The following is a 23042-nucleotide window of genomic DNA, read 5'->3' on the forward strand; positions in this document are numbered from 1 at the left end:
TCAGCTCCTTGCCTCCTGGGGCCGCGCGCTGAGCTCGTGCACCAGCGCGACCACCCGGGTCAACACCTCGGGGTCGGTCTCCGGCAGCACGCCGTGACCCAGGTTGAACACGTGCCCGGGGGCGGCCCGACCCTGCTCCAGGATCCGGCGCACCTCGGCCTCCACCACCGGCCAGGGGGCGAGCAGCACGCACGGGTCGAGGTTGCCCTGCACGGCCTTCTCCGGACCGATCCGGCCGGTGGCGACGTCCAGCGGCGTACGCCAGTCCACGCCGACCACGTCGGCGCCGACCTCGCCCATCGCGCCGAGCAGCTCGCCGGTGCCCACCCCGAAGTGGATCCGCGGCACGGCCGGCTCGGCGGGTCCGTCGCCCGGTCGCGTCCCCGCGCCGTCGGCACCGGCGTCGGCGAGGCCGGCGAGCACGTGCGCCGAGTGCGGCAGGACGTAGCGGCGGTAGTCGGCCTCGGAGAGCGCGCCGGCCCACGAGTCGAAGAGCTGCACCGCGGAGACCCCGGCGTCGACCTGCACCCGCAGGAACGCCAACGTCACCTCGGCCAGCCGGGCGCAGAGCGCGTGCCACAGCTCCGGGTCGCCGTACATGAGCGCCTTGGTCTTCGCGTGGGTCCGCGACGGCCCGCCCTCGATCAGGTAGCTGGCCAGGGTGAACGGGGCGCCCGCGAAGCCGATCAGCGGGGTGTCGCCCAGCTCGGCGACGAGCAGCCGGACCGCCTCGTCCACGTAGGACACGTCGTCCCGGCTGATCGGGCGGATCCGCTCCACGTCGGCCGCGGTACGCACCGGCTCGGCCACCACCGGCCCGGTGCCGGCCACGATGTCCAGGTCGATGCCGGCGGCGGCCACCGGCACCACGATGTCGCTGAACAGGATGGCCGCGTCCACCCCGTGCCGACGGACCGGCTGGAGGGTGATCTCGGTGATCAGCTCGGGGCGGCGGCACGACTCCAACATCGGCACGTTCGCCCGGATCTCCCGGTACTCCGGCAGCGACCGGCCGGCCTGGCGCATGAACCAGACCGGGGTGTGCGGGACCGGCTCGCGCCGGCAGGCGCGGACGAAGGGCGAGTCGGCCGGCCCGCCGCGGCGGGTTTCTCCGTCTCGGGCGGCAGTGCCCGTGGTCTCGGTGGTCATCGCGGCCAATCGTGCCACGCGCCGGACCGGCGTCCGCCGCCACCATCACCTTTTGTGACGTGAACGCAGGGGCGTCTCGGGAACCGGGGCCCCGACCGCCCTCCCCCGTTCCCGGATGATCGAGACGAGCGCCCGGCGTGCCGTCCCGCCGAGCGGGTGGACGGCGGCATAGGCTGCCGGCATGGCCCCCCCGATCGCGCATCCGGAAACCTTCGTCCGCGCGGTCGCGGGGCTGCGATCGGTGACCTGCCGCCCGGAGATCATGCTGGAGGAGGTCGGCGCCCCGCAGCGCCTGGCCCCCTACGCGTTCGCGCTCTCCGCCGCGGTGCTGCGGGACGGCGACGAGGTGGCCACCGGCCGGCTGATCCTGCTGCACGACCCGGCCGGCCACGAGGCGTGGCAGGGCACCCTGCGGCTGGTCACCTACGTGACCGCCGAGCTGGAGGTGGACCTGGCCAGCGACCCGCTGCTGCCCGGGGTGGGCTGGACCTGGCTGACCGATGCGCTGGACGCGCAGGACGCCCGGCACCGGGCGATCGGCGGCACGGTCACCCAGACCCTCTCCACCCGGTTCGGCGAGCTGGCCGGCCCGCCCGCCGCCGGGGACATCGAGATCCGCGCCTCCTGGACGCCGCTCGGCGTCGACCTGGCCCCGCACCTGCTCGGCTGGTGCACCCTGCTGGCCTCGACCGCGGGGCTGCCGCCACCCGGCGTGACCGCCCTGCCAACCCGCCGCCCCGCCGGCGCCGCCTAGCCCGCCGGCGCGGCACGCCCGCCGGCGCCGCCCAGCCCACCGGCGCCCGCTAGCCCGCCCGCATGGCACGGGCCGCTGGCGCCGCCCAGCCCACCGGCACGGCACGGGCCGCCCCGGTTGCCCGGAGCGGCCCGCCCGACCCGGTCAGAGGTAGTTCTCGGCCTCGTCGCAGATCTTGTCCAGGCCCTTGTTGGCCCGGTCGAAGCCCGCCTTGTCGCCGCGGGACGCCGCCGCGATGGCGGTGGTGAGCTTGTCCAGGCAGCTCGCGATGACCCGCTTCTGGCGGGCCTGCTCGTCCCGGTCGTTCTTGGTGCCGGTGAGGTCCTGCTCGGTGTCGGAGAGCTTGTCCCGAACCGACTGCAGGTCCGCCTTCAGCTTGTCGATCTCCTGCTGGTTGGCCGTGATCGTCCCGTTCCGCTGGCTGACCGTCTGCTCGGACTTGTGCAGCTTGCCGTTGGTGTTGACGTAGAGGCCGGTCATCACCCCACCGAGGACGAAGAGCAGCCCGGCGACCAGGGCGAGGACCAGCGTGGTGGCCCGCCCCTTGCCGGCGCCCGCCGCCGGCGCCCCGTACGGCGGGACCGCGCCCGGCGGCGCGGACATCGGCTGGGGCGCGAATCCCGGTCCGGAGACCGGCGGGCCCGACATCGGCTGCGGCCCGAACCCGGGCCCGGAGACCGGCGGGGCGGACATCGGCGCGGTGGTGCCCGGCGGGGCCGACAGCGGCTGCGGGTACCCCGGCGGCGGGACGGGCGCGGCGCCCGGCGCGTACGGGTTGGCGGGCGGCTGGGGCAGGGTGGGCTCCGGCTGGGCCGGCCGGTACTGGCCCGGCGCGGGCTGAGCACCGTACGGGTTGCCGTACATGGTGCCGCCCGGTGGCTGGGGCGGGTAGCCCTCCGCGCCGGTCGGTGGCTGGGACATCCTTCTTTCCTCCAGGTCTGCTGGTCCCCCGTGGGGCGGCCGGGACGGCCGGCTCAGCGGATCGGCGTGGTCGGGGGCCACGCCTCGACGGTGTGCGCTGCGGTCAGGGACGACCGGCGACGGTGCCGGTCAGCACAGGTTGAACGTGTCACAGGCGGTCTTGATCGGGACCGCGAGGCCGATGCCCTCGGCGTCCCGGGCCTTGGCGGTGGCGATCCCGACGACCTCCTTGGCGCCGTTGATCACCGGACCGCCGGAGTTGCCGGGGTTGATCGGCGCGTCGAACTGGATGACCGGCCCGGAGCCGCCCTCGTCCTTGCGGAACGCGCTCACCACGCCGGTGGTCACGCTGTCCTGCAGGCCCAGCGGGGCGCCGACCACCACGATCTGCTGGCCGGACTTGACCGGCGTCGCCCCCGCGACCAGCGCCTTGAACCGGGCGGTGCTCCGCAGCTGGGCGATGTCCTTGTCCTTGTCGACCTTCACGATGGTGGCGTCGAACCGCTGGTCGGTGCGCTCCAGGAAGACCTTGCGGCCACCGCTGTTGTAGACCGCCTCCACGACGTGGAAGTTGGTGAGCAGGGTGGTGCCGCCCCCGGCCGGCGCCTTGCCGATGGCGAAGGCGGTGCCGGTGAACTGCCCGGCGCGGACCCGGAACACGCTGGGCAGCACGGCGCTCGCCACGGCCTCCGGGTTGAAGGTGGCACCGGCCTGCTTCTCCAGGGCGTCCGCCCGGCCCTCCAGGCCGTCGAACCGCTGACCGTCCGCGCCCTGCGCCTCGGCCAGCCGCCGGTCGGTCACGGTGAGCCGGTCGCCGAGCCGGTGGATCTGGTACGCCTGCACGCCGGCGACCACGGCCAGCACCCCGGCGATGACCAGCGCCACCGCCGGCACCCAACGCCGGCCCGGGCGCGGGCCGGGGTACGCCGGATCCGCCCCGGGCGGGGCGCCGGCCGGAGCGAGGCCACCCGGCGCGGCGACCGGCTGGCCCGGGTACGCCGGACCGGACGGCTGGCCCGGGTAGCCGGAACCCGACGCGGGCTGGCCCGGGTAGGCCGGACCGGACGTCGAGGAAGCCGGGTACGCCGACCCGGAGGTCGGCGCGGCCGGATACGTCGACCCGGAGGCCGGCGCAGTCGGGTACGTCGACCCGGAGGTCGGCGCAGTCGGGTACGCCGACCCGGAGGCCGGCGCGGCCGGATACGTCGACCCGGAGGCCGGCGCAGTCGGGTACGTCGACCCGGAGGTCGGCGCAGTCGGGTACGCCGACCCGGAGGCCGGCGTAGCCGGATAGGCCGACCCGGAGGCCGGCTGGGTGGTGGCGTCGGGTGTGGCCGGCGGCCAGGCGGTCTGGGCGGTGGGGGCGGACACCGGGGCGCCCCACTGGCCGCCCTGGGGGGTCGCGGACCAGCCGGCCCGAGGCGCGGGCGGCACCGGGAAGCCGGCGCCGGGCGCGGCCGCGGAGCCGGGAGAGCCGGCGCCGGGCGGCGTGGCGGAGCCGGGGTAGCCGGTGCCCGGGGCGGTGCCGGGGCCGGGCTGGCCGGGGATCGGGGCGTGGCCGGCCGGTGGAGCGAGGCGGGGCGGCAGCGGCCCGGGCCGGTCGGTCGCCGGGGGCTCGTCGTGCCGCTGGCCGGCCGCGTCGTCGCCGTACTGCCCCGGCGTGCCGCCGCCGGTCCCGTACCCCGCCGTCATGATCGCTCGTTCCTCCTGTGCCCGCCCCGCCGCGACGCCTGCGGGCCCCCACGGGACCCGGCGCGGCCCGAAGGACCGTACCTGCGCGAACGGGGTTTGTCTTCCCCGTTGTCCGACCCTGCCACACGGACGCAAGACGACACCGGCGCGACATCTGCCGGCCCTCGGGCCGACACGCGCCCGACCGGCTGCGCACACCGGATCCTCCGGCGCACTAGGGTTGTCAGGTGACCGACGAACCACCCCTGCGCCGTCGGGCCGCCGAAAGCCGTACGGGAGGGGCCTCACCAGACCCGTCGCCGGCCGTACCGGAGCCGGTGGACGCGGGGACCGAACCGACCACCGGCGGGCCCGTCCCGTTGACCGCCCCGCGCGAGGGCACCCCCGCGCCCGTGGCCACACCGAGCGCGCTCGACGAGGTCGTGGCCCGTTTCGAGAAGGGCAGCGGCCCGGTGGCCCTGGACGCCGAGCGCGCGTCCGGCTACCGGTACAGCCAGCGGGCGTACCTGGTGCAGCTGCGCCGGGCCGGCGCGGGCACCGCGCTGATCGACCCGCTGCCGCTGCCGGACCTCTCCGCCCTCGACGCGGTGATCGCCGACGCCGAGTGGGTGCTGCACGCCGCCAGCCAGGACCTGGCCTGCCTCGCCGAGGTGGGGTTACGGCCGCGCCGGCTGTTCGACACCGAGCTGGCCGCCCGGCTGGCCGGCTTCGAGCGGGTCGGCCTGGCCGCGCTGACCGAGCAGCTCCTCGGCTACACCCTGGAGAAGCACCACTCGGCGGCGGACTGGTCCAGCCGGCCGCTGCCGGAGTCCTGGCTGACATACGCGGCGCTGGACGTGGAGATGCTGGTCGACCTGCGCGACGCCCTCGACGAGGAGCTGGACCGGCAGGGCAAGTCGCAGTGGGCGGCGGAGGAGTTCGCCGCGCTGGTCCGCACCGGCGCCCGACCGGCCCGGGTGCGTGCCGAGCCGTGGCGGCGCACCTCGGGCATCCACCGGGTGCGCGGGGCGCGGGCCCAGGCCCGGGTCCGTTCGCTCTGGTACGCCCGGGACCAGATCGCCGCCCGGCGGGACGCCGCTCCCGGGCGGGTGCTGCCCGACTCGGCCATCGTGGCCGCCGCCGAGCTGGACCCGAAGGACGAGAAGACCCTGCTCACCCTCCCCGGTTTCGGTGGTCGTTCGGTGCGTCGGCTGGCGCGTACCTGGCTGGCGGCCCTGGATGACGCCCGCCAGCTGCCGGACGACGCGCTGCCGGCGACCCCGGTGGTGGAGGGGCCGCCCCCGCCGCACCGGTGGGCGGAGCGCGACCCGGTGGCGGCCGGCCGGCTGGCCCGCTGCCGGGAGGTGGTGGTCGGTACGGCCGGCGCGCACACCCTCCCGCCGGAGAACCTGATCGCGCCGGACCATGTCCGCCGGCTGGCCTGGCAGCCGCCCGAGGAGATCACCGACGACACGGTCGCGGAGGTGCTGCGCGGCTACGGGGCCCGGGAGTGGCAGATCGGCCTCCTGCTTCCCGCGCTGACCCGGGCTCTGTGGCCGCCGGAGGCCTGAGCCCGCGCACCGCGGTTGATCGTGACGGTGTGGCCACCTCCCCGGCGGGCGGTGACCGCACCGTCATGATCGACAGGCGCCGCCAGCGGCGGCGGGAGTGTGGGGCGGGCCACACGGGGGGTGGTGACGGCGTTGGTTACTGGCGAGTAGCATCCGGGGGAAATGCCAGTGCCGGCCGACCTTCATCCGGTCCGTGGCGCCCCGTGCGGCCACGGCGGCCGAAGCAGGGTCGAAGAGGAGGCTCCAAGTGCCCCGTGAAGTTCGTGATGTCGTCTTCGTCGACGGCGTCCGTACCCCGTTCGGCAAGGCGGGTGGCATGTACGCCAACACCCGCGCCGACGACCTGGTGATCCGTTGCATCCGAGAGCTGATGCGGCGCAACCCGCAGCTGCCGCCGGAGCGGGTCGAGGAGGTCGCCATCGCGGCCACCACCCAGATCGGCGACCAGGGCCTGACCATCGGCCGCACCGCCGCCCTGCTGGCCGGCCTGCCCAAGACGGTGCCGGGCTTCGCCATCGACCGGATGTGCGCCGGCGCGATGACCGCCGTCACCACCGTCGCCAGCGGCATCGCGATGGGCGCGTACGACGTGGCCATCGCCGGCGGCGTCGAGCACATGGGCCGGCACCCGATGGGCGAGGGCGTCGACCCCAACCCGCGGATCATCGCGGAGAAGCTGGTCGACCCGTCCGCCCTGGTGATGGGCGCCACCGCGGAGAACCTGCACGACCGGGTCCCGCAGATCACCAAGGAGCGCACCGACGCGTTCGCGCTCGCCTCCCAGCAGAAGACCGCCAAGGCGTACGCCAACGGCAAGCTCCAGGGCGACCTGGTGCCGGTGGCGATCCGGGACCCGGAGGCCGGCTGGGGCCTGGCCACCACCGACGAGGCTCCCCGGGAGACCTCGATGGAGAAGCTCGGCACCCTCAAGACGCCGTTCCGCCCGCACGGCAAGGTCACCGCGGGCAACGCGGCCGGCCTGAACGACGGCGCCACCGCGGCCCTGCTGGTGGCCGAGGAGACCGCCCGCGAGCTGGGCCTGCCCGTCGGCATGCGACTGGTGTCGTTCGGTTTCGTCGGCGTGGAGCCCGAGGTGATGGGCGTCGGCCCGATCCCCTCGACGGAGAAGGCGCTGCGCATCGCCGGCCTGAGCATCGACGACATCGGCCTGTTCGAGCTGAACGAGGCGTTCGCCGTGCAGGTGCTCGCCTTCCTCGACCACTTCGGCATCGCCGACGACGACCCGCGGGTCAACGCGTGGGGCGGCGCGATCGCCGTCGGTCACCCGCTGGCCTCCTCGGGCGTACGCCTGATGACCCAGCTCGCCCGGCAGTTCGCCGAGCACCCCGAGGTCCGCTACGGCCTCACCGCCATGTGCATCGGCATCGGCATGGGCGGCACCGTGATCTGGGAGAACCCGCACTGGGAGGGCAACAAGTGAGCGCGAACGACGGAGCCACGGTGAGCGCGCTCGCCGCACCGAACGAGGTCGTCACCAGGGCGCTGCTGCGCCAGGTGAACGTACCGGGGCTGGACCGGCCCGCCGCCCTGATCACGCTGGACAACGGCTTCGACCACACCAAGCCGAACAGCTTCGGCCCGGGCGGCCTGACCAGCCTGGACGAGGCGATCACCGCCGCGCTCGCCGCCGACCCGGCGTTCATCGCGGTCACCGGCAAGCCGTACATCTTCTGCGTGGGCGCGGACATCACCAGCCTGCCCGCGCTGGAGAACCGGGAGCAGGCGCTGGAGATCGGCCGGCTCGGCCACCGGGTCTTCGCCCGGCTCAAGGAGAGCACCGTCCCCACCTTCGCCTTCGTCAACGGCGCGGCGATGGGCGGCGGCCTGGAGCTGGCCCTGCACTGCCACTACCGGACGCTGTCGGCGGGCGTGGCGGCCCTCGCGCTGCCCGAGGTCTCGCTCGGCCTCGTCCCCGGCTGGGGCGGCACCCAGCTGCTGCCGAACCTGATCGGCATCCCGGCCGCCACCCAGGTGATCCTGCAGAACCCGCTCATGCAGAACAAGATGCTCAGGCCGAAGCAGGCCGCCGAGATGGGCATCGCGGACGTGCTGCTGGAGCCGGCCGACTTCCTGGAGCGGTCGCTGGAGTGGGCGGCCGGCGTGGTCCGGGGCGAGGTCACCGTGACCCGTCCCGAGGTCGACAAGGACATGTGGGCGGGCGTGCTCTACTTCGCCCGGCAGACCCTGGACCAGCGGCTGCACGGCGCGGTCCCGGCCGCGTACAAGGCGCTGGACCTGCTGGAGACGGCGAAGGACGCCGACTTCGGCGCCGGCACCGCCGCCGAGGACGAAGCCCTCGCCGACCTGATCTTCTCCGAGGAGCTGCGCAGCGGCCTGTACGCCTTCGACCTGGTGCAGCGGCGGGCCAAGCGGCCGGCCGGCGCGCCGGACAAGGGCCTGGCCCGCCCGGTCACCAAGGTCGGCATCGTGGGCGCCGGCCTGATGGCCAGCCAGCTCGCGCTGCTGTTCGCCCGCCGCCTCCAGGTGCCGGTGGTGATGACCGACCTGGACCAGTCCCGGGTGGACAAGGGCGTCGGGTACGTGCACACCCAGATCGAGAAGGCGGTCACCAAGGGCCGGATGGACAAGGGCACCGCGGCCAAGCTGTACGGCCTGGTCAGCGGCACCGTCGACAAGAGCGGGTTCGCGGACGCCGACTTCGTCATCGAGGCGGTCTTCGAGGACCTGGGCGTCAAGAAGCAGGTCTGGGCCGAGCTGGAGAAGATCGTCAAGCCGGAGGCGGTGCTCGCCACCAACACCAGCTCGCTGTCGATCACCGAGATGGCCGCCGACCTGGAGCACCCCGAGCGGGTCGTCGGCTTCCACTTCTTCAACCCGGTCGCCGTGCTGCCGCTGCTGGAGATCGTCCGCGGCGAGCGGACCGACGACGCGACCCTGGCCACCGCGTTCGCGGTCGGCAAGCAGCTGAAGAAGTCGTCGGTGCTGGTCAAGGACGCCCCGGCGTTCGTGGTCAACCGGCTGCTCACCCGCTTCCTGGGCACCGTGTTCGCCGCCGTCGACGCCGGCACCCCGCTGGACGTGGCGAACAGCGCGCTGGACCCGCTGGGCCTGCCGATGCGCCCGCTGGCGCTGCTCCAGCTGGTCGGGCCGGCCGTGGCGTACCACGTGGGCGGCACGCTGCACGAGGCGTTCCCGGACCGGTTCAAGGTCAGCGAGAACCTCAAGCGGATCGCCGACTCGGACCAGCCGATCGTGGTCGACGACCAGATCAACGACGAGGTGGCGAAGCTGCTCGTGGTCGGCGACCAGCCGCTCACCGCCGAGCAGGTCCGGCAGAACGCGCTCGACGCGCTGGCCGAGGAGATCCGGCTGATGCTCGACGAGGGCGTCGTCGCCGAGGCGCAGGACATCGACCTGTGCATGATCCTGGGCGCCGGCTGGCCGTTCCACCTGGGCGGCGTCACGCCGTACCTGGACCGGACCGGCACCGCCGAGCGGGTCACCGGCCAGCGGTTCCTGCCGCGTGGGGTGGCCAGCCTGCGCTGATCCGCCGCCGCTCCCCCGCGATCGCGGTGGCCGGCCGTCCCGAGTGGATGGGCCGGCCACCGCGATCGTCGTTTTCGGCCCGCGCTCCGGTCGACCAGGGCCGCGCTCAGGGCCGCGCGCAGGGCCGCGCGCAGGGCCGCGCTCAGGGCCGCGCTCCGGTCCCCCCGGGTCACGACCCGGTTCCGGTTTCGGGACGTCGGGGCCGGCCGGGCGACGCGTTGTCGGTCGGGCTGGCTACGATCACGCGTCCAGATTTCTCACAGGAGCTGCCCACACATGTCCCAGCCCCAGCCCGGTTCCTACCCGCCTCCGCACCAGCAGCCCGGCGGTTACCCGCCGCAGCAGCAGTCCGGTGGCTATCCGTCCCCGCAGCAGCCCGGCGGTTACCCGCCGCCGGCCCAGCCCGGCCCGCCCTACGGCGCCGAGGCCGGCCAGCCCGGCTACGGCGCGCCCGTCGGCCCGCCGCCGAAGAAGTCCAGCGTCGGCAAGATCCTGCTCATCGTCCTGGCCGTCGTGGTGGTGCTCTGCGTCGGCGGTGGCACGGCGCTCTACTTCGCCACCAAGGACAAGGTGGACGAGGTGGTGGACGCCACCAAGACCCGGATGACCACCCCGGAGACCCTCGCCGGCCGGCCGAAGGTGACCGACCCGCAGCTGCAGAAGGCCGCCACCGACATGGTCGCCGAGATGAAGAAGGACGTGCCGGACGCGACCAGCACGGTCGGCGCCTTCTACGGTGACCCGCAGAAGCAGGACCTGGTCATGATCGGCGGCGTGTCCGGCCTGATCGCCGACCCGAAGAAGGAGCTGGCCGACGCCACCAAGGGCCTCGGCTCGGAGCTCGCGGTGAGCAACTTCAAGTCGATCGACGCCGGGCCGCTGGGCGGTGACGCCGAGTGCGGTGACGGCAAGGCGCAGACCGTTTCGGTCGGCGTCTGCGTCTGGGCCGACCGCGGCAGCGTCGGCGTGCTCGTCCTCTACTTCAAGTCCGGCGCGGACCTGCAGAAGGAGTTCGCCGCCATGCGCGGCCAGATCGAGCAGAAGAACTGACCGTCCGCGACCGAGGAACGGGCCCGCGCCGGACGGCGCGGGCCCGTTCCGCTCGTCGTCAGGCCGACGCGGCCTTCTCGGCCGCGCTGCGGCAGACGCAGAACTCGTTGCCCTCCGGGTCGGCCAGCACCACCCAGCCGGTGCCGTCCGGCCGGCGCCGGTCGGCGACCAGGCTCGCGCCGAGCCCGAGCAGCCGCTCGACCTCGGCATCGCGGGTCCCCTCGGCGGCGTGCACGTCGAGGTGGAACGCGCCCTTGCCGTGCCGCTCCCCCACGCTCACGAAGAGCAGGTCGGGGCCCTGGCCGTCGGGGGCCGCGAGGACCGCCTCCGGGTCGCCCGGGTGGTCGTCGTCGGCCAGCTTCCGGTCGAGGACCGCCGCCCACCAGCTCGCCAGGGTGTACGGGTCGTCGGTCTCGACGGTGACGCAGTGGATCTGTGCACTCACGGTGCTTCTCCTCATGGTTCGGAGTGCGCCCCGCGGCAGTGGATGGCGTCAGCGGTGACCGGGGCGGGGCGCGGGATCATTCACGGTGGACATCGACCACACCCCCTTTCCGCGGCACGGGCTGACCGGACGATCTTCTCAGCCGGTCGGGCGGCCGGGCAAGTGGGCGGCTCAGGTGGCGGCCGGGGCGTCCGCCGAGGGCAACGTGACCGTCACCTCCAGGCCGCCGCCGGGGCGGGCCACCACGGCGACCGTGCCGCCGTGCGCGTCGCAGACCGCCCGGACGATGGAGAGCCCCAGGCCGGAGCCGCGGGCCCCGGTGCGTTCCTGGCCGCCGCGCCGGAACGGCTCGAACAGCCCCGGCACGTCGGCCTGGGCCACCTCGAAGCCGGTGTTGCCGACCACCAGCCAGGACCGCCGCCCGTCGGTGCCGCTGCGCACCCAGAGCCGGCCGTGCAGGTGGTTGTAGCGGACCGCGTTCTCGACCAGGTTGCCGGCGAGCCGGTCGAGCAGGCCCGGATCGCCGACCACGGGCGCCGGCCGCAGCTCGGTCTGCACCTTCAGACCGATCCGCTCCACCTCGCGGGACATCGCCGCCAGCGCGTTCGCGGTGCCGACGGCGAGGTCGCACTCGGCCCGCCGGGCCAGCCGCCGGCCGGCCTGCGCCTCGCTGCGGGCCAGCACCAGCAGGGCGTCCACCAGCGCGTTGGCCCGTTCCGAGGCGTCGCGTACCACGTCGGCCATCCGGCGGTACTCGGCCAGGTCCGCCTCGTCGTCGCTGAGCGTCACGTCGATCTCGGTCCGCATCACGGCGAGCGGCGTGCGCAGCTCGTGCGAGGCGTTGGCGACGAAGCGCTTCTGCGCCTCGAACGCGGCGGCGATCCGGTCCAGCATGGCGTCGAAGGTCTCGGCCAGCTCGGCCACCTCGTCGTCCACCCCGGACCAGCGGATCCGCTGGTCGAGGGTGGCCTCGCCGAGCCGGCGGGCGGTGGCGGTGACCTGGTGCAGCGGGCGCAGCGCCCGGCCGGCCACCACGTACGCGCCGGCGACCCCGACCACGCTGATCGCCAGCAACGCCACCAGGCCCTTGAGCAGCAGCTCCCGCGAGGCGGCGTCGACCAGTTGCCGCTGCCACTGCCCGGCGTCCAGGGACCGGCCGTCGGCGAGCACCACGGTGGTGCCGGGCAGCAGCTCGTCGGTGGGGCGCAGCGCGTCCCGGACCAGCAGCCAGGCCAGCAGCACCAGGATCGCCCCGGCACCCACCAGCAGCACCCCGTTGAGCAGGGTGAGCCGCAGCCGCAGGGTGGGCCGCGGCCGGAACCGGCTCACGCGGCGACCTCGGTCATCCGGTAGCCGGCGCCGACCACGGTCTCGATCAGCGGCGGATCGCCGAGCTTCTTGCGCAGCGTCATCACGGTGACCCGGACGATGGTGGTGAACGGGTCGGTGTTGGCGTCCCAGACCCGCTCCAGCAGTTCCTCGCTGGAGACCACTGCGCCGCGCGCCTTGAGCAGCTCGGCCAGCACGCCGAACTCCTTGTTGGTCAGGTCGACCGGCGCGCCGCCCCGGGTGACCACCCGGCGGGCCGGGTCGAGCACCAGGTCGGCGACCTCGAAGACCGGCGGGGCGGCCGGGGTGGCCCGCCGGCCGAGCGCCTGCACCCGAGCCACCAGCTCGTCGAAGGCGAACGGTTTGGGCAGGTAGTCGTCGGCGCCGAGGCGCAGTCCCTCCACCCGGTCGGCGACCGTGCCGCTGGCGGTGAGCATCAGCACCCGGGTCAGGGCGCCGGAGGCGGCCAGGTCGGCGCAGATCCGGTCGCCGGGCACCCCGGGCAGGTCCCGGTCGAGGATCACCACGTCGTACCGGGTGACGAAGGCCGCCTCGTGCCCGGCGTTCCCGTCGTAGGCGACGTCCACGGCCATGCCGCGCTTGCGCAGCCCTCGCGCGATCGCGTCGGCGAGGTTCCGCTCGTCCTCCACCACCAGTACCCGCATCCCGGCCTCCCGCGTCGTGACCTCCCGACAACCTAGTGCCGGTCGCCAACCCGGCCTCCGGCGCCGTCGTTGCAAAAAATCTTCGGGTACGCGATGCTCGCCGGCAGCCAGCGACAACCGCCCGGCCACCGTCCCGGGCCCGAGCCGACGGGAGCCGTCATGCCCGCTGCCGACCCCGCCCGGGACATCGCGTACCGGCGATTCCGGTTCCCCGCGGACCTGGGCCTCGGCACCGCCGACGGGGTGGTCGCCGGGGCCGACGGGCTGACCATCGGCGCCACCACCGGCCGGCGGGACCACACCGACCCGCACAGCGGCGTCACCAGCGGGTACGAGACGGCCAGCTGGACCTCCCCGGCGGTGCCGGTGGGCTTTCCGGTCGAGGAGATCGTCCCGTCCTGGACCGGGGACACCCCGGCGGGCGGCTGGCTCCGGGTGGAGCTGCGCGGCTGGGTCGGCAAGCAGCCCGGCACCGCCTGGTACGACCTGGGCCACTGGGCCGCCGACGAGTCGAGCCTGCACCGCAGCTCGGTGCCGGGGCAGGCCGACCCGGACGCCCGGGTCGCGGTCGACACGCTGGTCGTGGCGGGCACGGCGGTCACCGGCTGGCAGCTGCGGGTGACCCTGTTCCGGCGCGCGGGCGCGGCGGACGGGCCGGTGCTGCGCACGCTCGGCGCGGTCGCCGCCGCCGCGACGCCGCCGACGACCGGTGCCGGGCCCACCCCGGCGGCCCCGGCGGCAGGTGCCGGGCCGGCCCCGGCGGCCCCGGCGGCAGGTGCCGGGCCGGCCCCGGCGGCCCCGGCGGCAGGTGCCGGGCCGGCCCCGGCGGCCCCGGCGGCCCGGGGGCGGGTGCTCGACGTGCCCCGGTACGCCCAGCGGCTGCACGCCGGCGGGGAGACCCGGTGGGGCGGCGGCGGGGACTCCTGGTGCAGCCCCACCAGCGTCTCGATGGTGCTGGACTTCTGGGGCGCCGGCCCGACCCCCGACCGGTACGCCTGGGTGGACCCGCCGGGCCACCGGCCGGTCGTGGTGCACGCCGCCCGGCACTGCTACGACCACGCGTACGCGGGGGCCGGCAACTGGGCGTTCAACACGGCGTACGCGGGGCGGCACGGGGTGGACGCCTTCGTCACCCGGCTGCGCGGCCTGGCCGAGGCGGAACGGTTCGTCGCCGCCGGCATCCCGCTGATCGTGTCGGCGGCCTTCACCCGGGGGCAGGTGCCGGGGCTGGACTACGACACCCGGGGGCACCTGATGGTGCTGGTCGGGTTCACCGCCGAGGGCGACCCGGTGCTCAACGACCCGTACGCCCCGGACGACGACGGGGTGCGCCGCACGGTGCCCCGGGCGCCGTTCGAGACGGCCTGGCAGGGCGGCAGCGGCGGCATCGCGTACGTGATCCGGCCCGAGTCGGTGCCGCTGCCTCCCCCGCCCCGGCAGGCCAACTGGTGACTCAGGGGTCCACCGGCCAGATCACCAGCCCGCCGGAGGGCCGCAGGCAGACCAGCGCCCGGCCGGCGTCGGCGCAGTCGTCCCAGGTGCCGGCGAGCACCGCGCGGAACCGGACCCGGCCGGCCGGCACGTCCAGCTCGGCGACCAGCGTACGGTCGTCGGGGAGCCGGCGGAACCCGAGCTGCCGGGCCGCCAGCCGGTCGATGCCGCTGAGCCGCCAGTGGCCGAACCGGGCCAGCACCCGGCCGGTGGTCGGGTCGAGGGTGACCAGGTCCTCCTCCGGCCCGAGCGCCGGGGCGGCGGCGAGCAGCCGGGCGCCGATCTGGGTCACCCGCAGCCAGCGCTCGTCGGTCCACAGGTGACGCCCGGTGGCCGGGTCGAAGACGCGTACCCCGGCGGCCTGCCGGTGCAGGCAGATCACCCCCGCGCAGTCGGCGAACCAGCCGGCGCCGCGCGCCGGCACCGGCACGCTCCAGCGGCGCCGCAGCCCCGCCAGGTCGTACGCGGTGACCCGGCCCGGCTCGGCGTCGACCAGCAGCAGGTCGGCCACCACCTGGGTGAACCGGTACGACACCCCGTCGGCGGCCGGCGGCACCCGGCCGGTGTGCCGCAGCGCGCCGGAGTCGGCGTCGTGCACTTCGACCCGGCCGTCGGCGGTGACCAGCACGATCTCGCGTACCCCCCGGTCCCCGCTGCGGTACGCGACCCCGTTGCCGGGCAGCGGCAGCGACCAGCGGGCCGCGCCGGACGCCGGGTCGACCGCGCGGATGGTGCCGCTGCCGTCGGCGCGCGGCGTCTCGAAGAGCACCCCGTCCTCCTGGGTCGGCACCGGGTAGCCGGTGTGCTGCCAGCGCACCGCCCCGGAGGCCGGGTCGAGGGCGGTGGAGCGGGTGTCGCCCGCCCCGGTCGGGCTGCTGGTGACCAGCAGCAGGCCGGCCACCCTGCTCAGCCCGAGGACGTGGTCCCCGGCGGGGAGGAGGAACTGCCAGCTGGTCTCGCCGCCGGGCAACCGGTGCCCGGTGACCGCCCGGCCGCCCCGGCCCACGGTGCCCGGCCCGTCGGCCACCACCAGCCGGCCGGCGACCACGACGAAGCTGGCGCTCTGCGGGGCGGGCACCAGGACGCCGGCCGGCCGGTGGGCCAGTGGGGCCGCGCCGGCCAGGGTGAACAGCGCCAGGCAACCGAGCAGCGTCATCCGGACGGCGCGGGCCGGTGGGCGGGGCGGCTCGGCGACCGGCCGGGCCTCCCCGCCGTGCGGCAGCTCCCCCAGCTCGATCACCCGGCTCACCCGGTCCGCCACACCCCGAAGCCGCCCTGGACCCGGCGGCAGAGCAGCAGCTCCCCGCCGACCTTGCAGTCCATGCTCGTGTGCGGCAACGCCTCGCGGATCCGGGCGGCACCCGCCGCCGGGTCCAGTTCGGCGACGAGCAGCCGACCGTCGACCGCCGGCCGCATGCCCGTGATCCGGCCGTCGCTCTCGTCCTGCGAGACCAGGGTCCAGGTGCCGAGGCCGGCGACCAGCTGGCCGGTGGCCTCCTCGACGACGGCCAGCTCGGTGCCGGCGGCGGTCTCCTCGGTGACCAGCAGCCGCCCGCCGGCGGCGGTCAGCGCGCCGCTCCACCGGTCGTCGGTCCACCGGGTCGCGCCGGTGGCCGGGTCGAGCGCCCGCATCCCGCCGGTCTCTCCCAGCACACAGAGCAGGCGACCGCAGGTCTCCGCGCGGCCCATCGGCGGGAACGGGACGGTCCAACGGGGCTCGAGGGTGTCCAGGTCGTAGCCGGTGAGGGTGCCGCCGTCCACGTCGGCCACCAGCAGCAGTCCGGCGGCCAACGCGGTGAGCCGCCCGGAGGGCGTCGCACCGAAGCCCAGCGCACGAGCCACCAACCGGGCCCCACTTACCGGGTCGTAGACCTCCATCCGGTCGGGGGCGACGGTGCGGACCAGCCGGTCGATGCCGGCCGGCCCGAACCCGAGCTGGAGCAGGCCGGCGCTCGGGACGGTCCACAGGGTCCGGCCGGTGGCCGGGTCCACCCGGCGGGTCGCACCGTTCCCGGCCGGTCCCGTCCCGTAGAGCAGCACGCCGTCGCCGATCGGATAGGCCACCCCGGACTGCCGCCAGGCGAGCCGCCCGGTGCCGACGTCGAAGGCCACCGTGTCCCAGCTGGTGTCGTTGCGGGTCCGCTCGACCAGCAGCACGACACCGTCACGTCGCCAGACGGCGTCGGCGAGTCCGCCCACCGGGAGCGGGGTCCGCCACAGCACCCGCGCCCGGCGGGCGCGGTCCAGCCGGTACGCGACCAGCTCGCGGCCCACGCCCCGCGCCGGGTCGGGCGGCTGCACCAGGTACACCCGGCCGCCGGCGAGGAAGGCGGCCGCGGCCGGACCGCCGGGCAGCGTGACCGCGACACGCCCGGCCACGGGGACGGCGCCGGCCAGCGTGAGCAACGACACCACCAGCACCAGCAGCGCCCATTGGACGCGGCCACCGGCACGTGGCCGGCGGGCCGGACGGTCTGGCGTGGGCGCTTCCCGGAGGTCACCCAGATCGATGACGGTCACCCGCATCCCTCCCCACCCCGCCGCCCCGGTGGACCGCACCGGGTCCACCGGCCGGCCGGGCGGACGTCGCGCCGCCTGTACGATGGCCCGTCGTGGCTGTGCCGGTGGTAGACCCCTCGCTCAACTCGTCGTCCGTCGCGGTCGAGCCCGTCGCGGCCGAAACACCGCGCCGGCCCCGACGCGGACCGAGCCGCGCCGACGTGTTGGCGATCGCAGCCTATGCGCTCCTCGGCGTTCTCGTCTGCCTCAACTACTGGGGGGACGTCCAGCACCGGGTCTCCTCGCACCTGCCGACCGACCACAGCTGGTTCGAGTGGCTCTTCGAGCACGGCGCCTACTCGGTCCGGCACCTGGAGAACCCGCTGTTCACCAGCCGCCAGAACGCCCCGGACGGGGTGAACATGATGGCGAACACGTCGCTGCTGGGCGTGACGCTGCCGCTGGCGCCGCTGACCATGCTGCTCGGTCCGCAGGTGATGTACGCGCTCTACCTGGGCGCGGCGCTGTCGGCGACGGCGGCCACCTCGTACTGGATGCTCTCCCGGCACCTGGTGCGCTCCCGCGCGGCGGCCTTCGTCGGCGGCGCGTTCCTGGGCTTCGCCCCGGGCATCGTGCACCACGCCAACGGGCAGCCCAACTTCGTCTCCAACTTCCTGCTCCCGCTCATCGTGGTGCGGGTGCTGCGGCTGGGCGAGCCCGGGCGCTGGCGGCGCAACGGCGTGGTGCTCGGCCTGCTGGTGGCGTACCAGATCTTCATCAACGAGGAGATGCTGCTGCTCACCGCGCTGGCCTGCCTGGTCGTCGTGGCCGCGTACGTGGCGCAGCGGCCCCGGGCCGCCTGGGAGCGGGCCGGCACCTTCCTGGCCGCGGTCGGGGTGGGCTGCGCGGTGACGCTGCTGCTGACCGCGTACCCGATCTGGTTCCAGTTCAACGGTCCGCAGTCCTACCGGGGGTTGCAGGGCGGCGTCTTCCACAGCTGGGGCGAGGACCTGATGGCCTTCGTCACCTTCGCCCGGGACACCGTCGCCGGTGACGAGGCGGTCGAGCAGACCATCGGGCTGACCGAGCAGAACACCTGGTTCGGTTGGCCGCTGGTGCTGGTCGCGCTGATCGCCCTGGTGCTGCTGGTGCGCCGCTCCCTGCCGGCCCGGATCGTCGCGGTGCTGGTGGTGGTCTTCACCATCGCCGCGATCGGCCCGAAGGTGCGCTTCGACGGCGTGGAGACCACGGTGAACGGTCCCTGGGCGTACGTCCCGGACGACCTGCCGCTGGTCGAGATGATGATGCCGACCCGGCTGAGCCTGGTGGTGGCGGGCGCGGTCGGCGTGCTGCTCGCGCTGGCCTGGAACGCCCTGGCCGGGGGCGGCCGCCCGCCGGTGCCCGCCCCGCGCCGCCCGGTCGACGAGCCGGCGCGGGCCGCCGGGCGTCGCCGCGGCTGGCTGCGCGGCCTCGGGTACGCGGCGATCGTGGCCGCGCTGCTGCCGCTGCTGCCCCGGCCGCTGCCGGCCCAGCAGATCGACCCGCCCCCGCACTTCATCACCGCGGGCACCTGGCGGCCGTACGTGCCGGACGGCCGCACCCTGGTGCCGGTGCCCATCCCGAGCAACGTGCACGGCCTGCCCACGCTGCGCTGGAGCGCGCTGAGCCGGCAGGAGTTCCCGGTCCCGGGCGGCTACTTCATCGGCCCGAACGAGAAGGGCGAGGGGGTCTTCGGCGCGCCGAACCGGCCGACCAGCACGCTCATCTACGCCACCATGGACGCCGACCGGGTGCCGGCGGTCACCGACGAGAACCGCCGGCAGGCCGTCGAGGACCTGCGCTTCTGGAAGGCGTCGGTGGTGGTGCTCGGCGCCCACCCGCGCGAGGCGGTGCTGCGCGAGCTGATGACCCAGCTACTGGGCCCGCCGCAGCGCGTCGACGACGTCTGGCTCTGGGACGTCCGCGACCGGGTCCCCGCGTAACGCCTCCGGTAGTGGAGGGACCCCCGCTCAACCCCTCCGCTGCGGCGCGACGGCCGCTCGCCGGCCGGGCCGGGCGCCCTCGCCGGCCGGGGATGGGGCTCAGCCGACCAGAGGGCGGACGTCCCAGATGTGCGCGCCGGCCGCGTCCCGGCCCGGCCCGACCAGCGCGTCGATCGTGGCGCGGACCGGGTCGCCGGGGGCCGACGGCGTCTGCACCAGCACCGCGGCCCGCCAGTGCCGCAGGTCCTCGACCGCCTGCCGGCGTTCCGTGTCGCCGACCGGCGGCACCTGGCCGAGCTCGGCGGCCCGGCGCAGCAGCCGCGAGGTGGGCCGGTCCGGCGCGCCCCAGCGGGCGGTCGGGTCGTCCGGGGCGGCCGGTCCGATGAAGTAGCCGCCGGGCGCGTCGAAGACCAGCCCGGTGCGCGCCGACCAGAGCATTCCCGGGCTCACCGCCGCCCCGGTCACCGGCGGCACCGGCACCACGGTCCGGCCGGCGGGCACGTACCCGCGCCAGTCGCCGGCGGCGACGAACGCCGGCACCGGCGGCGCCGGCACGGTCCGGATCGGCGTCGGGACCAGCGGCAGCAGCGCGGCGGCGACCGCGCCCGCCCACGGCGCCCAGGTCCGGGCCGGCCGGTGCCGGACCCGGTCCAGCGCCAGTGCCAGCAGCACCCCGAGCACCGGTACGCAGACCAGCGCGAACCGGGCCGGCACCGCCAGCTCCAGCAGCGGCACCCCGGCCAGCAGCCGGTACGGGCCGGGCAGCCCGGTGTCGTGCCGGTTCACCACGATCGTCGCGCCGAGCGAGAGCAGGGCGAACAGCGCCGCGCAGGCCGCCAGGGCGCGGACCAGGGGCCGCCGCCACAGCCGGACCACCACGAGCACGGCGAGCAGCGGCAGGAACGGCCCGAAGAAGGAGTTCTGCTCGGTCGGGTTCGGCGACAGCAGCCCGGCGCGGTGCTCGTTGCCGGCGACGCTCTGCCGGGCCATGGCGGTGAACGAGGCCAGGTCGAGCCGGAATCCGCGGGCGAAGAACGGCATCCCGCGGTAGTGGCCCGGGCCGGCGAACTGGAACCACAGCGGGTACGCCAGCAGCGCCCCGGCGACCAGGGCGCCGACGCCCAGCCGGCGGGCCACCGCGGGCGCCAGCCGCCGGGCCGCCGCCGGGTCGGCCAGCGCGTACGCCCCGGCGAACACCCCGGCGGCCAGGGCGAGGAAGGCCAGCAGCTCCTCGCCGAGGAAGACCTGGTACGCGACGGCCAGGCCGAGCAGCACCCCGTCCCGCCGGACCCGCCGGACGTCCGGGTTGAACACCAGGGCGAGGATCACCGGGACCAGGAACTGGGCGGCCATGTGCAGGTGCGCCCCGGCCTGCGCCACCATGCCGGGGGCGAAGCCGCAGCAGAGCCCGCCGACCGCGGCGGCGGCCCGGGACCGGACCAGACGGCGGGCCAGCAGCGCGTACCAGGCGGTGGCGGTGCCGGCCAGGCAGGCCACGACGGCGACCAGGAAGGCGGCCTGGGAGCCGAGGAGCAGGGTGACCGGGGTGAGCGGCACACCCAGCCCGAGCACCGAGGTGTTGGCCATCAGGTTCACCCCGTCCGGGGCGTTCAGCGCGGTGCTGTGCAGCGGGTTCTCGCCGCCGGCCACCGCCCGGGCGGCGCGGGCCAGCATCCACTCGAACAGGATCTGGTCGCCGGCCTGGTGGAACAGCCGCTCCGGGCGGCGCCACTGGTCGCTGGTGAGCAGCACGGCCAGCAGCAGGTAGCCGGTCACCACGAACGCGTCGACCGGCCGGGGCCGCCGGCGGCGGGCGCGCGGCGTCGGGGCGGCGCCGGCCGCCCGGTCCCGCGCGTCGGCGCGCGCGCTCAGAGCGACGGGTTGGTCAGTGTCCGGACGTCCCACAACCACACGTCCAGCTCCTGCCGGGCCGGTCCGACGAGCTGCTCGACGGTCCGCCGCAGCGGCTCGGCGTTCGGCTCGTCCAGCGGCAGCACCACGATGGCGGCCCGCCAGTGCCGCAGTTCGTCGAGGAAGCGCCGCCGCTGCCGGTCGTCCAGCTTCGGCGTACGCCCGGTGGCGGCGACCTCCTTGAGCAGGTCACCGATGCCGCTGGGCCGGCCGCCGAACCGCCCCGGGTCGCCGGTGACCCCGTTGCGCGGGGCGAGGAAGTAACCGCCGGGGATCTTGAAGGCCAGGTCGGTGCTGGCCGCCCAGCGCATCGGGTCGGTGTTGCCCATGCTCGGCACGGGCACCGAGACCAGGGTCTGGTCCGGGCCGACGTACTGCCGCCAGCGGTCGGCGGTGATGAACTTCGGCACCGGCGGGCGGCTGGTGACCTGCAACGGCATCGGCGCGATGGGCAGCAGCGCCAGCACCAGGCCGGCGACGGTCAACGTCCGGACCGTCCGCCGGTCCGGGATCCGCAGCGCGGCGGCCCGTTCCACGGCGAACGCCAGCAGCACCCCGACCACCACGGTGGTGATCAGGCCGAACCGGGTCGGCACCACCGCGTCGAGCAGCGGCAGCCGGACCAGCAGCTCCCACGGCCCGGTGAACAGGTCCCGGTCCCACCAGGACACCCGCTCGCCGAGGGAGAGCACGGCGAACAGCGCCCCGGTCACCGCGAGCGCCCGGACCAGCACCTCCCGCCGCAGCCAGAGCACGATGCCGACGGTCAGCAGGGCGAGGCTCCAGCCGAAGAAGGCGTTCTCCTCGGAGTAGTTCGGGGCCAGGTCGACGTTGGCCCGCTCGTTGCCGCCGAGGGTCGGCGAGCCCGGGGTGAAGAACGAGGCGATGTCGTTGCCGTAGTCACGCACCGTGTCGCTCAGCCCGTGGTACGCCATCGGCCCGGCGAACTGCACGTAGAGCGGGTACGCCAGCAGCGCCCCGGCGAGCAGCGCGCAGACCGCCAGGCCGGCGCCGAGCGGGCGCCAGGCGGCGGCCCACTGCTCGGGCCGCTGGACGACCACCGCGAGCAGGAAGACGCCGCAGGCCAGCGCGGTGAAGAGCAGGATCTCCTCGTTGATGAACGCCTGCGCGGTGACCAGCAGGGCGAGCAGCGCGCCGTCGCGGACCGGGCGGGTGGAGCGGGTCAGCACCAGCACCCGCCAGACGATGAACGGCAGCAGGAACTGCGAAATGATGTTGGGGTGCCAGTTGGCGTGCGAGAGCATCGCCGGCGAGAACCCGCAGAACCAGGCGCCGACGGCGGCGGCCAACCGGGTCCGCACGACGTGCCGGGAGAGCACCCGGTACCAGGCCGCGGCGGTGCCGGCGAGGCCGAGGGTGACCAACGCCACGAAGGAGACGGCCGGTCCGAAGAGGAGGGTGACCGGCACCATCGGGATGCCCAGGGCCAGGATGGCGGTGTTCGCCATCAGGTTGACCCCGTCCGGATAGTTGAACTGGTCGGTGTAGAACGGGAACTCCCCGTGCAGCACCACGCGTACCGAGTGGGCCAGGAAGAACTGCACCTGCGCCGGGTCGCTGCTGTAGAGGGCGGCCACCCGGCCGGCGGGGTCGGCCCAGATCCGGCTGGTCACCCAGAGCGCGGCGAGCAGGAAGACGGCGTACACCGCGAGGTCCTGCCGGCGGGGCGTCCACCGCCACCGCTGCGGCTGCGCGGCCCGCAGCCGGAGCCGGAGCCGCCGGGTGGTCGGCGGGTCGGCGGCGGGCGCCGCGAGGGCCTCCGCCGGGTCGGCACGGGGCTCCGCCGGGTCCGCGAGGGCCTCCGGCGGGTCGGCGAGGGCCTTCGCCGGGTCCGCGAGGGTCTCCGGCGGGTCGGCGAGGGTGACGGAGGCGGAGCGCGTCGGGGCGTCGGCGTCCGGCGGCGACTCGCCACGGGGCTCGGGAGGCGTCACAGTCGGCGGAGTCTACCGGAGTCGGCAATTGACCACGAATCGCCACGGCCGTCCCTTGTGGGACCCGCCGAAGAGGTGAGCCGGTCGCGGCCGGACGGCTGGCCGTCTCGTACCATGTGGCTTT

General features: G+C 75.4%; 17 protein-coding genes. 7 read left to right on the forward strand and 10 right to left on the reverse strand.

Annotated features, from left to right (window positions below; all coding sequences use genetic code 11):
* Positions 1 to 1149 carry a uroporphyrinogen decarboxylase gene (gene hemE / locus AB0I11_RS07060; protein WP_357314643.1) on the reverse strand — a complete coding sequence of 383 codons (1149 nt, stop codon included), beginning with the start codon at positions 1147 to 1149 and terminating at the stop codon, positions 1 to 3.
* Between the two features lie 181 nt (positions 1150 to 1330).
* Here hemE and AB0I11_RS07065 point away from each other — a divergent pair, with 181 nt between their 5' ends.
* Complete coding sequence (locus tag AB0I11_RS07065) at positions 1331 to 1903, forward strand: DUF3000 domain-containing protein (protein WP_357314646.1); 573 nt, start codon at positions 1331 to 1333, stop codon at positions 1901 to 1903.
* Between the two features lie 144 nt (positions 1904 to 2047).
* Here AB0I11_RS07065 and AB0I11_RS07070 read toward each other — a convergent pair whose 3' ends face one another.
* On the reverse strand, positions 2048 to 2824 hold the full coding sequence (locus tag AB0I11_RS07070) for a hypothetical protein (RefSeq protein ID WP_357314648.1): 777 nt from the start codon (positions 2822 to 2824) through the stop codon (positions 2048 to 2050).
* Positions 2825 to 2953: 129 nt separating this feature from the next.
* Positions 2954 to 4516 carry a trypsin-like peptidase domain-containing protein gene (locus AB0I11_RS07075; RefSeq protein ID WP_357314649.1) on the reverse strand — a complete coding sequence of 521 codons (1563 nt, stop codon included), beginning with the start codon at positions 4514 to 4516 and terminating at the stop codon, positions 2954 to 2956.
* Between the two features lie 227 nt (positions 4517 to 4743).
* Between AB0I11_RS07075 and AB0I11_RS07080 the strand changes: the two genes are divergently transcribed.
* From AB0I11_RS07080 to AB0I11_RS07095, 4 genes are all read left to right on the forward strand, one after another.
* A complete protein-coding gene (locus tag AB0I11_RS07080) occupies positions 4744 to 6066 on the forward strand; it encodes a ribonuclease D (protein ID WP_357314651.1) in 1323 nt (440 codons plus the stop codon).
* Between the two features lie 247 nt (positions 6067 to 6313).
* Positions 6314 to 7507 carry a thiolase family protein gene (locus tag AB0I11_RS07085; RefSeq protein ID WP_357314654.1) on the forward strand — a complete coding sequence of 398 codons (1194 nt, stop codon included), beginning with the start codon at positions 6314 to 6316 and terminating at the stop codon, positions 7505 to 7507.
* A gap of 20 nt (positions 7508 to 7527) precedes the next feature.
* Positions 7528 to 9594 carry a 3-hydroxyacyl-CoA dehydrogenase NAD-binding domain-containing protein gene (locus tag AB0I11_RS07090; RefSeq protein ID WP_357315080.1) on the forward strand — a complete coding sequence of 689 codons (2067 nt, stop codon included), beginning with the start codon at positions 7528 to 7530 and terminating at the stop codon, positions 9592 to 9594.
* A gap of 276 nt (positions 9595 to 9870) precedes the next feature.
* Positions 9871 to 10644, forward strand: coding sequence for a hypothetical protein (locus AB0I11_RS07095; protein ID WP_357314656.1), 774 nt, complete (start codon positions 9871 to 9873; stop codon positions 10642 to 10644).
* A 58-nt stretch (positions 10645 to 10702) separates the two neighbouring features.
* Here the strand turns inward: AB0I11_RS07095 and AB0I11_RS07100 are convergent, their stop codons facing one another.
* The 3 genes from AB0I11_RS07100 to AB0I11_RS07110 form a co-directional block, all read right to left on the reverse strand.
* Positions 10703 to 11089: a VOC family protein gene (locus AB0I11_RS07100; protein WP_357314658.1), complete on the reverse strand. Its 387-nt coding sequence runs from the start codon at positions 11087 to 11089 to the stop codon at positions 10703 to 10705.
* 171 nt (positions 11090 to 11260) lie between these two features.
* A complete protein-coding gene (locus tag AB0I11_RS07105) occupies positions 11261 to 12418 on the reverse strand; it encodes a HAMP domain-containing sensor histidine kinase (protein WP_357314660.1) in 1158 nt (385 codons plus the stop codon).
* Positions 12415 to 13083, reverse strand: a complete 669-nt coding sequence (locus tag AB0I11_RS07110) for a response regulator transcription factor (protein WP_357314663.1) — start codon at positions 13081 to 13083, stop codon at positions 12415 to 12417. The genes AB0I11_RS07105 and AB0I11_RS07110 overlap by 4 nt, the downstream gene beginning before the upstream one ends.
* Positions 13084 to 13242: 159 nt before the next feature.
* Here AB0I11_RS07110 and AB0I11_RS07115 point away from each other — a divergent pair, with 159 nt between their 5' ends.
* Entirely contained in the window at positions 13243 to 14535 is a 1293-nt protein-coding gene (locus tag AB0I11_RS07115) for a peptidase C39 family protein (RefSeq protein ID WP_357314665.1), read from the forward strand.
* A 1-nt stretch (position 14536) separates the two neighbouring features.
* Here AB0I11_RS07115 and AB0I11_RS07120 read toward each other — a convergent pair whose 3' ends face one another.
* Positions 14537 to 15823, reverse strand: a complete 1287-nt coding sequence (locus AB0I11_RS07120; RefSeq protein ID WP_357314666.1) for a PQQ-binding-like beta-propeller repeat protein — start codon at positions 15821 to 15823, stop codon at positions 14537 to 14539.
* Positions 15820 to 17094 carry a PQQ-binding-like beta-propeller repeat protein gene (locus tag AB0I11_RS07125; protein ID WP_357314668.1) on the reverse strand — a complete coding sequence of 425 codons (1275 nt, stop codon included), beginning with the start codon at positions 17092 to 17094 and terminating at the stop codon, positions 15820 to 15822. Before AB0I11_RS07125 ends, AB0I11_RS07120 begins: the two co-directional genes overlap by 4 nt.
* A 92-nt stretch (positions 17095 to 17186) precedes the next feature.
* Between AB0I11_RS07125 and AB0I11_RS07130 the strand changes: the two genes are divergently transcribed.
* Positions 17187 to 19055, forward strand: coding sequence for a hypothetical protein (locus AB0I11_RS07130; RefSeq protein WP_357314670.1), 1869 nt, complete (start codon positions 17187 to 17189; stop codon positions 19053 to 19055).
* A 99-nt stretch (positions 19056 to 19154) separates the two neighbouring features.
* Here AB0I11_RS07130 and AB0I11_RS07135 read toward each other — a convergent pair whose 3' ends face one another.
* Together AB0I11_RS07135 and AB0I11_RS07140 are read right to left on the reverse strand one after the other, a co-directional pair.
* Positions 19155 to 20966, reverse strand: a complete 1812-nt coding sequence (locus AB0I11_RS07135) for a hypothetical protein (RefSeq protein ID WP_357314672.1) — start codon at positions 20964 to 20966, stop codon at positions 19155 to 19157.
* Positions 20924 to 22918 carry a hypothetical protein gene (locus AB0I11_RS07140; protein WP_357314674.1) on the reverse strand — a complete coding sequence of 665 codons (1995 nt, stop codon included), beginning with the start codon at positions 22916 to 22918 and terminating at the stop codon, positions 20924 to 20926. Before AB0I11_RS07140 ends, AB0I11_RS07135 begins: the two co-directional genes overlap by 43 nt.
* Positions 22919 to 23042: the final 124 nt, after the last annotated feature.

The sequence above is a fragment of the Micromonospora sp. NPDC050495 genome (assembly GCF_040655175.1).
GTDB lineage: Bacteria > Actinomycetota > Actinomycetes > Mycobacteriales > Micromonosporaceae > Micromonospora.

Excerpts from the sequence above, each read along its gene's own strand:
- hemE (WP_357314643.1), bottom strand. The coding sequence starts at position 1,149 with ATGACCACCGAGACCACGGGCACTGCCGCCCGAGACGGAGAAACCCGC.
- AB0I11_RS07065 (WP_357314646.1), top strand. The coding sequence starts at position 1,331 with ATGGCCCCCCCGATCGCGCATCCGGAAACCTTCGTCCGCGCGGTCGCG.
- AB0I11_RS07070 (WP_357314648.1), bottom strand. The coding sequence starts at position 2,824 with ATGTCCCAGCCACCGACCGGCGCGGAGGGCTACCCGCCCCAGCCACCG.
- AB0I11_RS07075 (WP_357314649.1), bottom strand. The coding sequence starts at position 4,516 with ATGACGGCGGGGTACGGGACCGGCGGCGGCACGCCGGGGCAGTACGGC.
- AB0I11_RS07095 (WP_357314656.1), top strand. The coding sequence starts at position 9,871 with ATGTCCCAGCCCCAGCCCGGTTCCTACCCGCCTCCGCACCAGCAGCCC.
- AB0I11_RS07110 (WP_357314663.1), bottom strand. The coding sequence starts at position 13,083 with ATGCGGGTACTGGTGGTGGAGGACGAGCGGAACCTCGCCGACGCGATC.
- AB0I11_RS07115 (WP_357314665.1), top strand. The coding sequence starts at position 13,243 with ATGCCCGCTGCCGACCCCGCCCGGGACATCGCGTACCGGCGATTCCGG.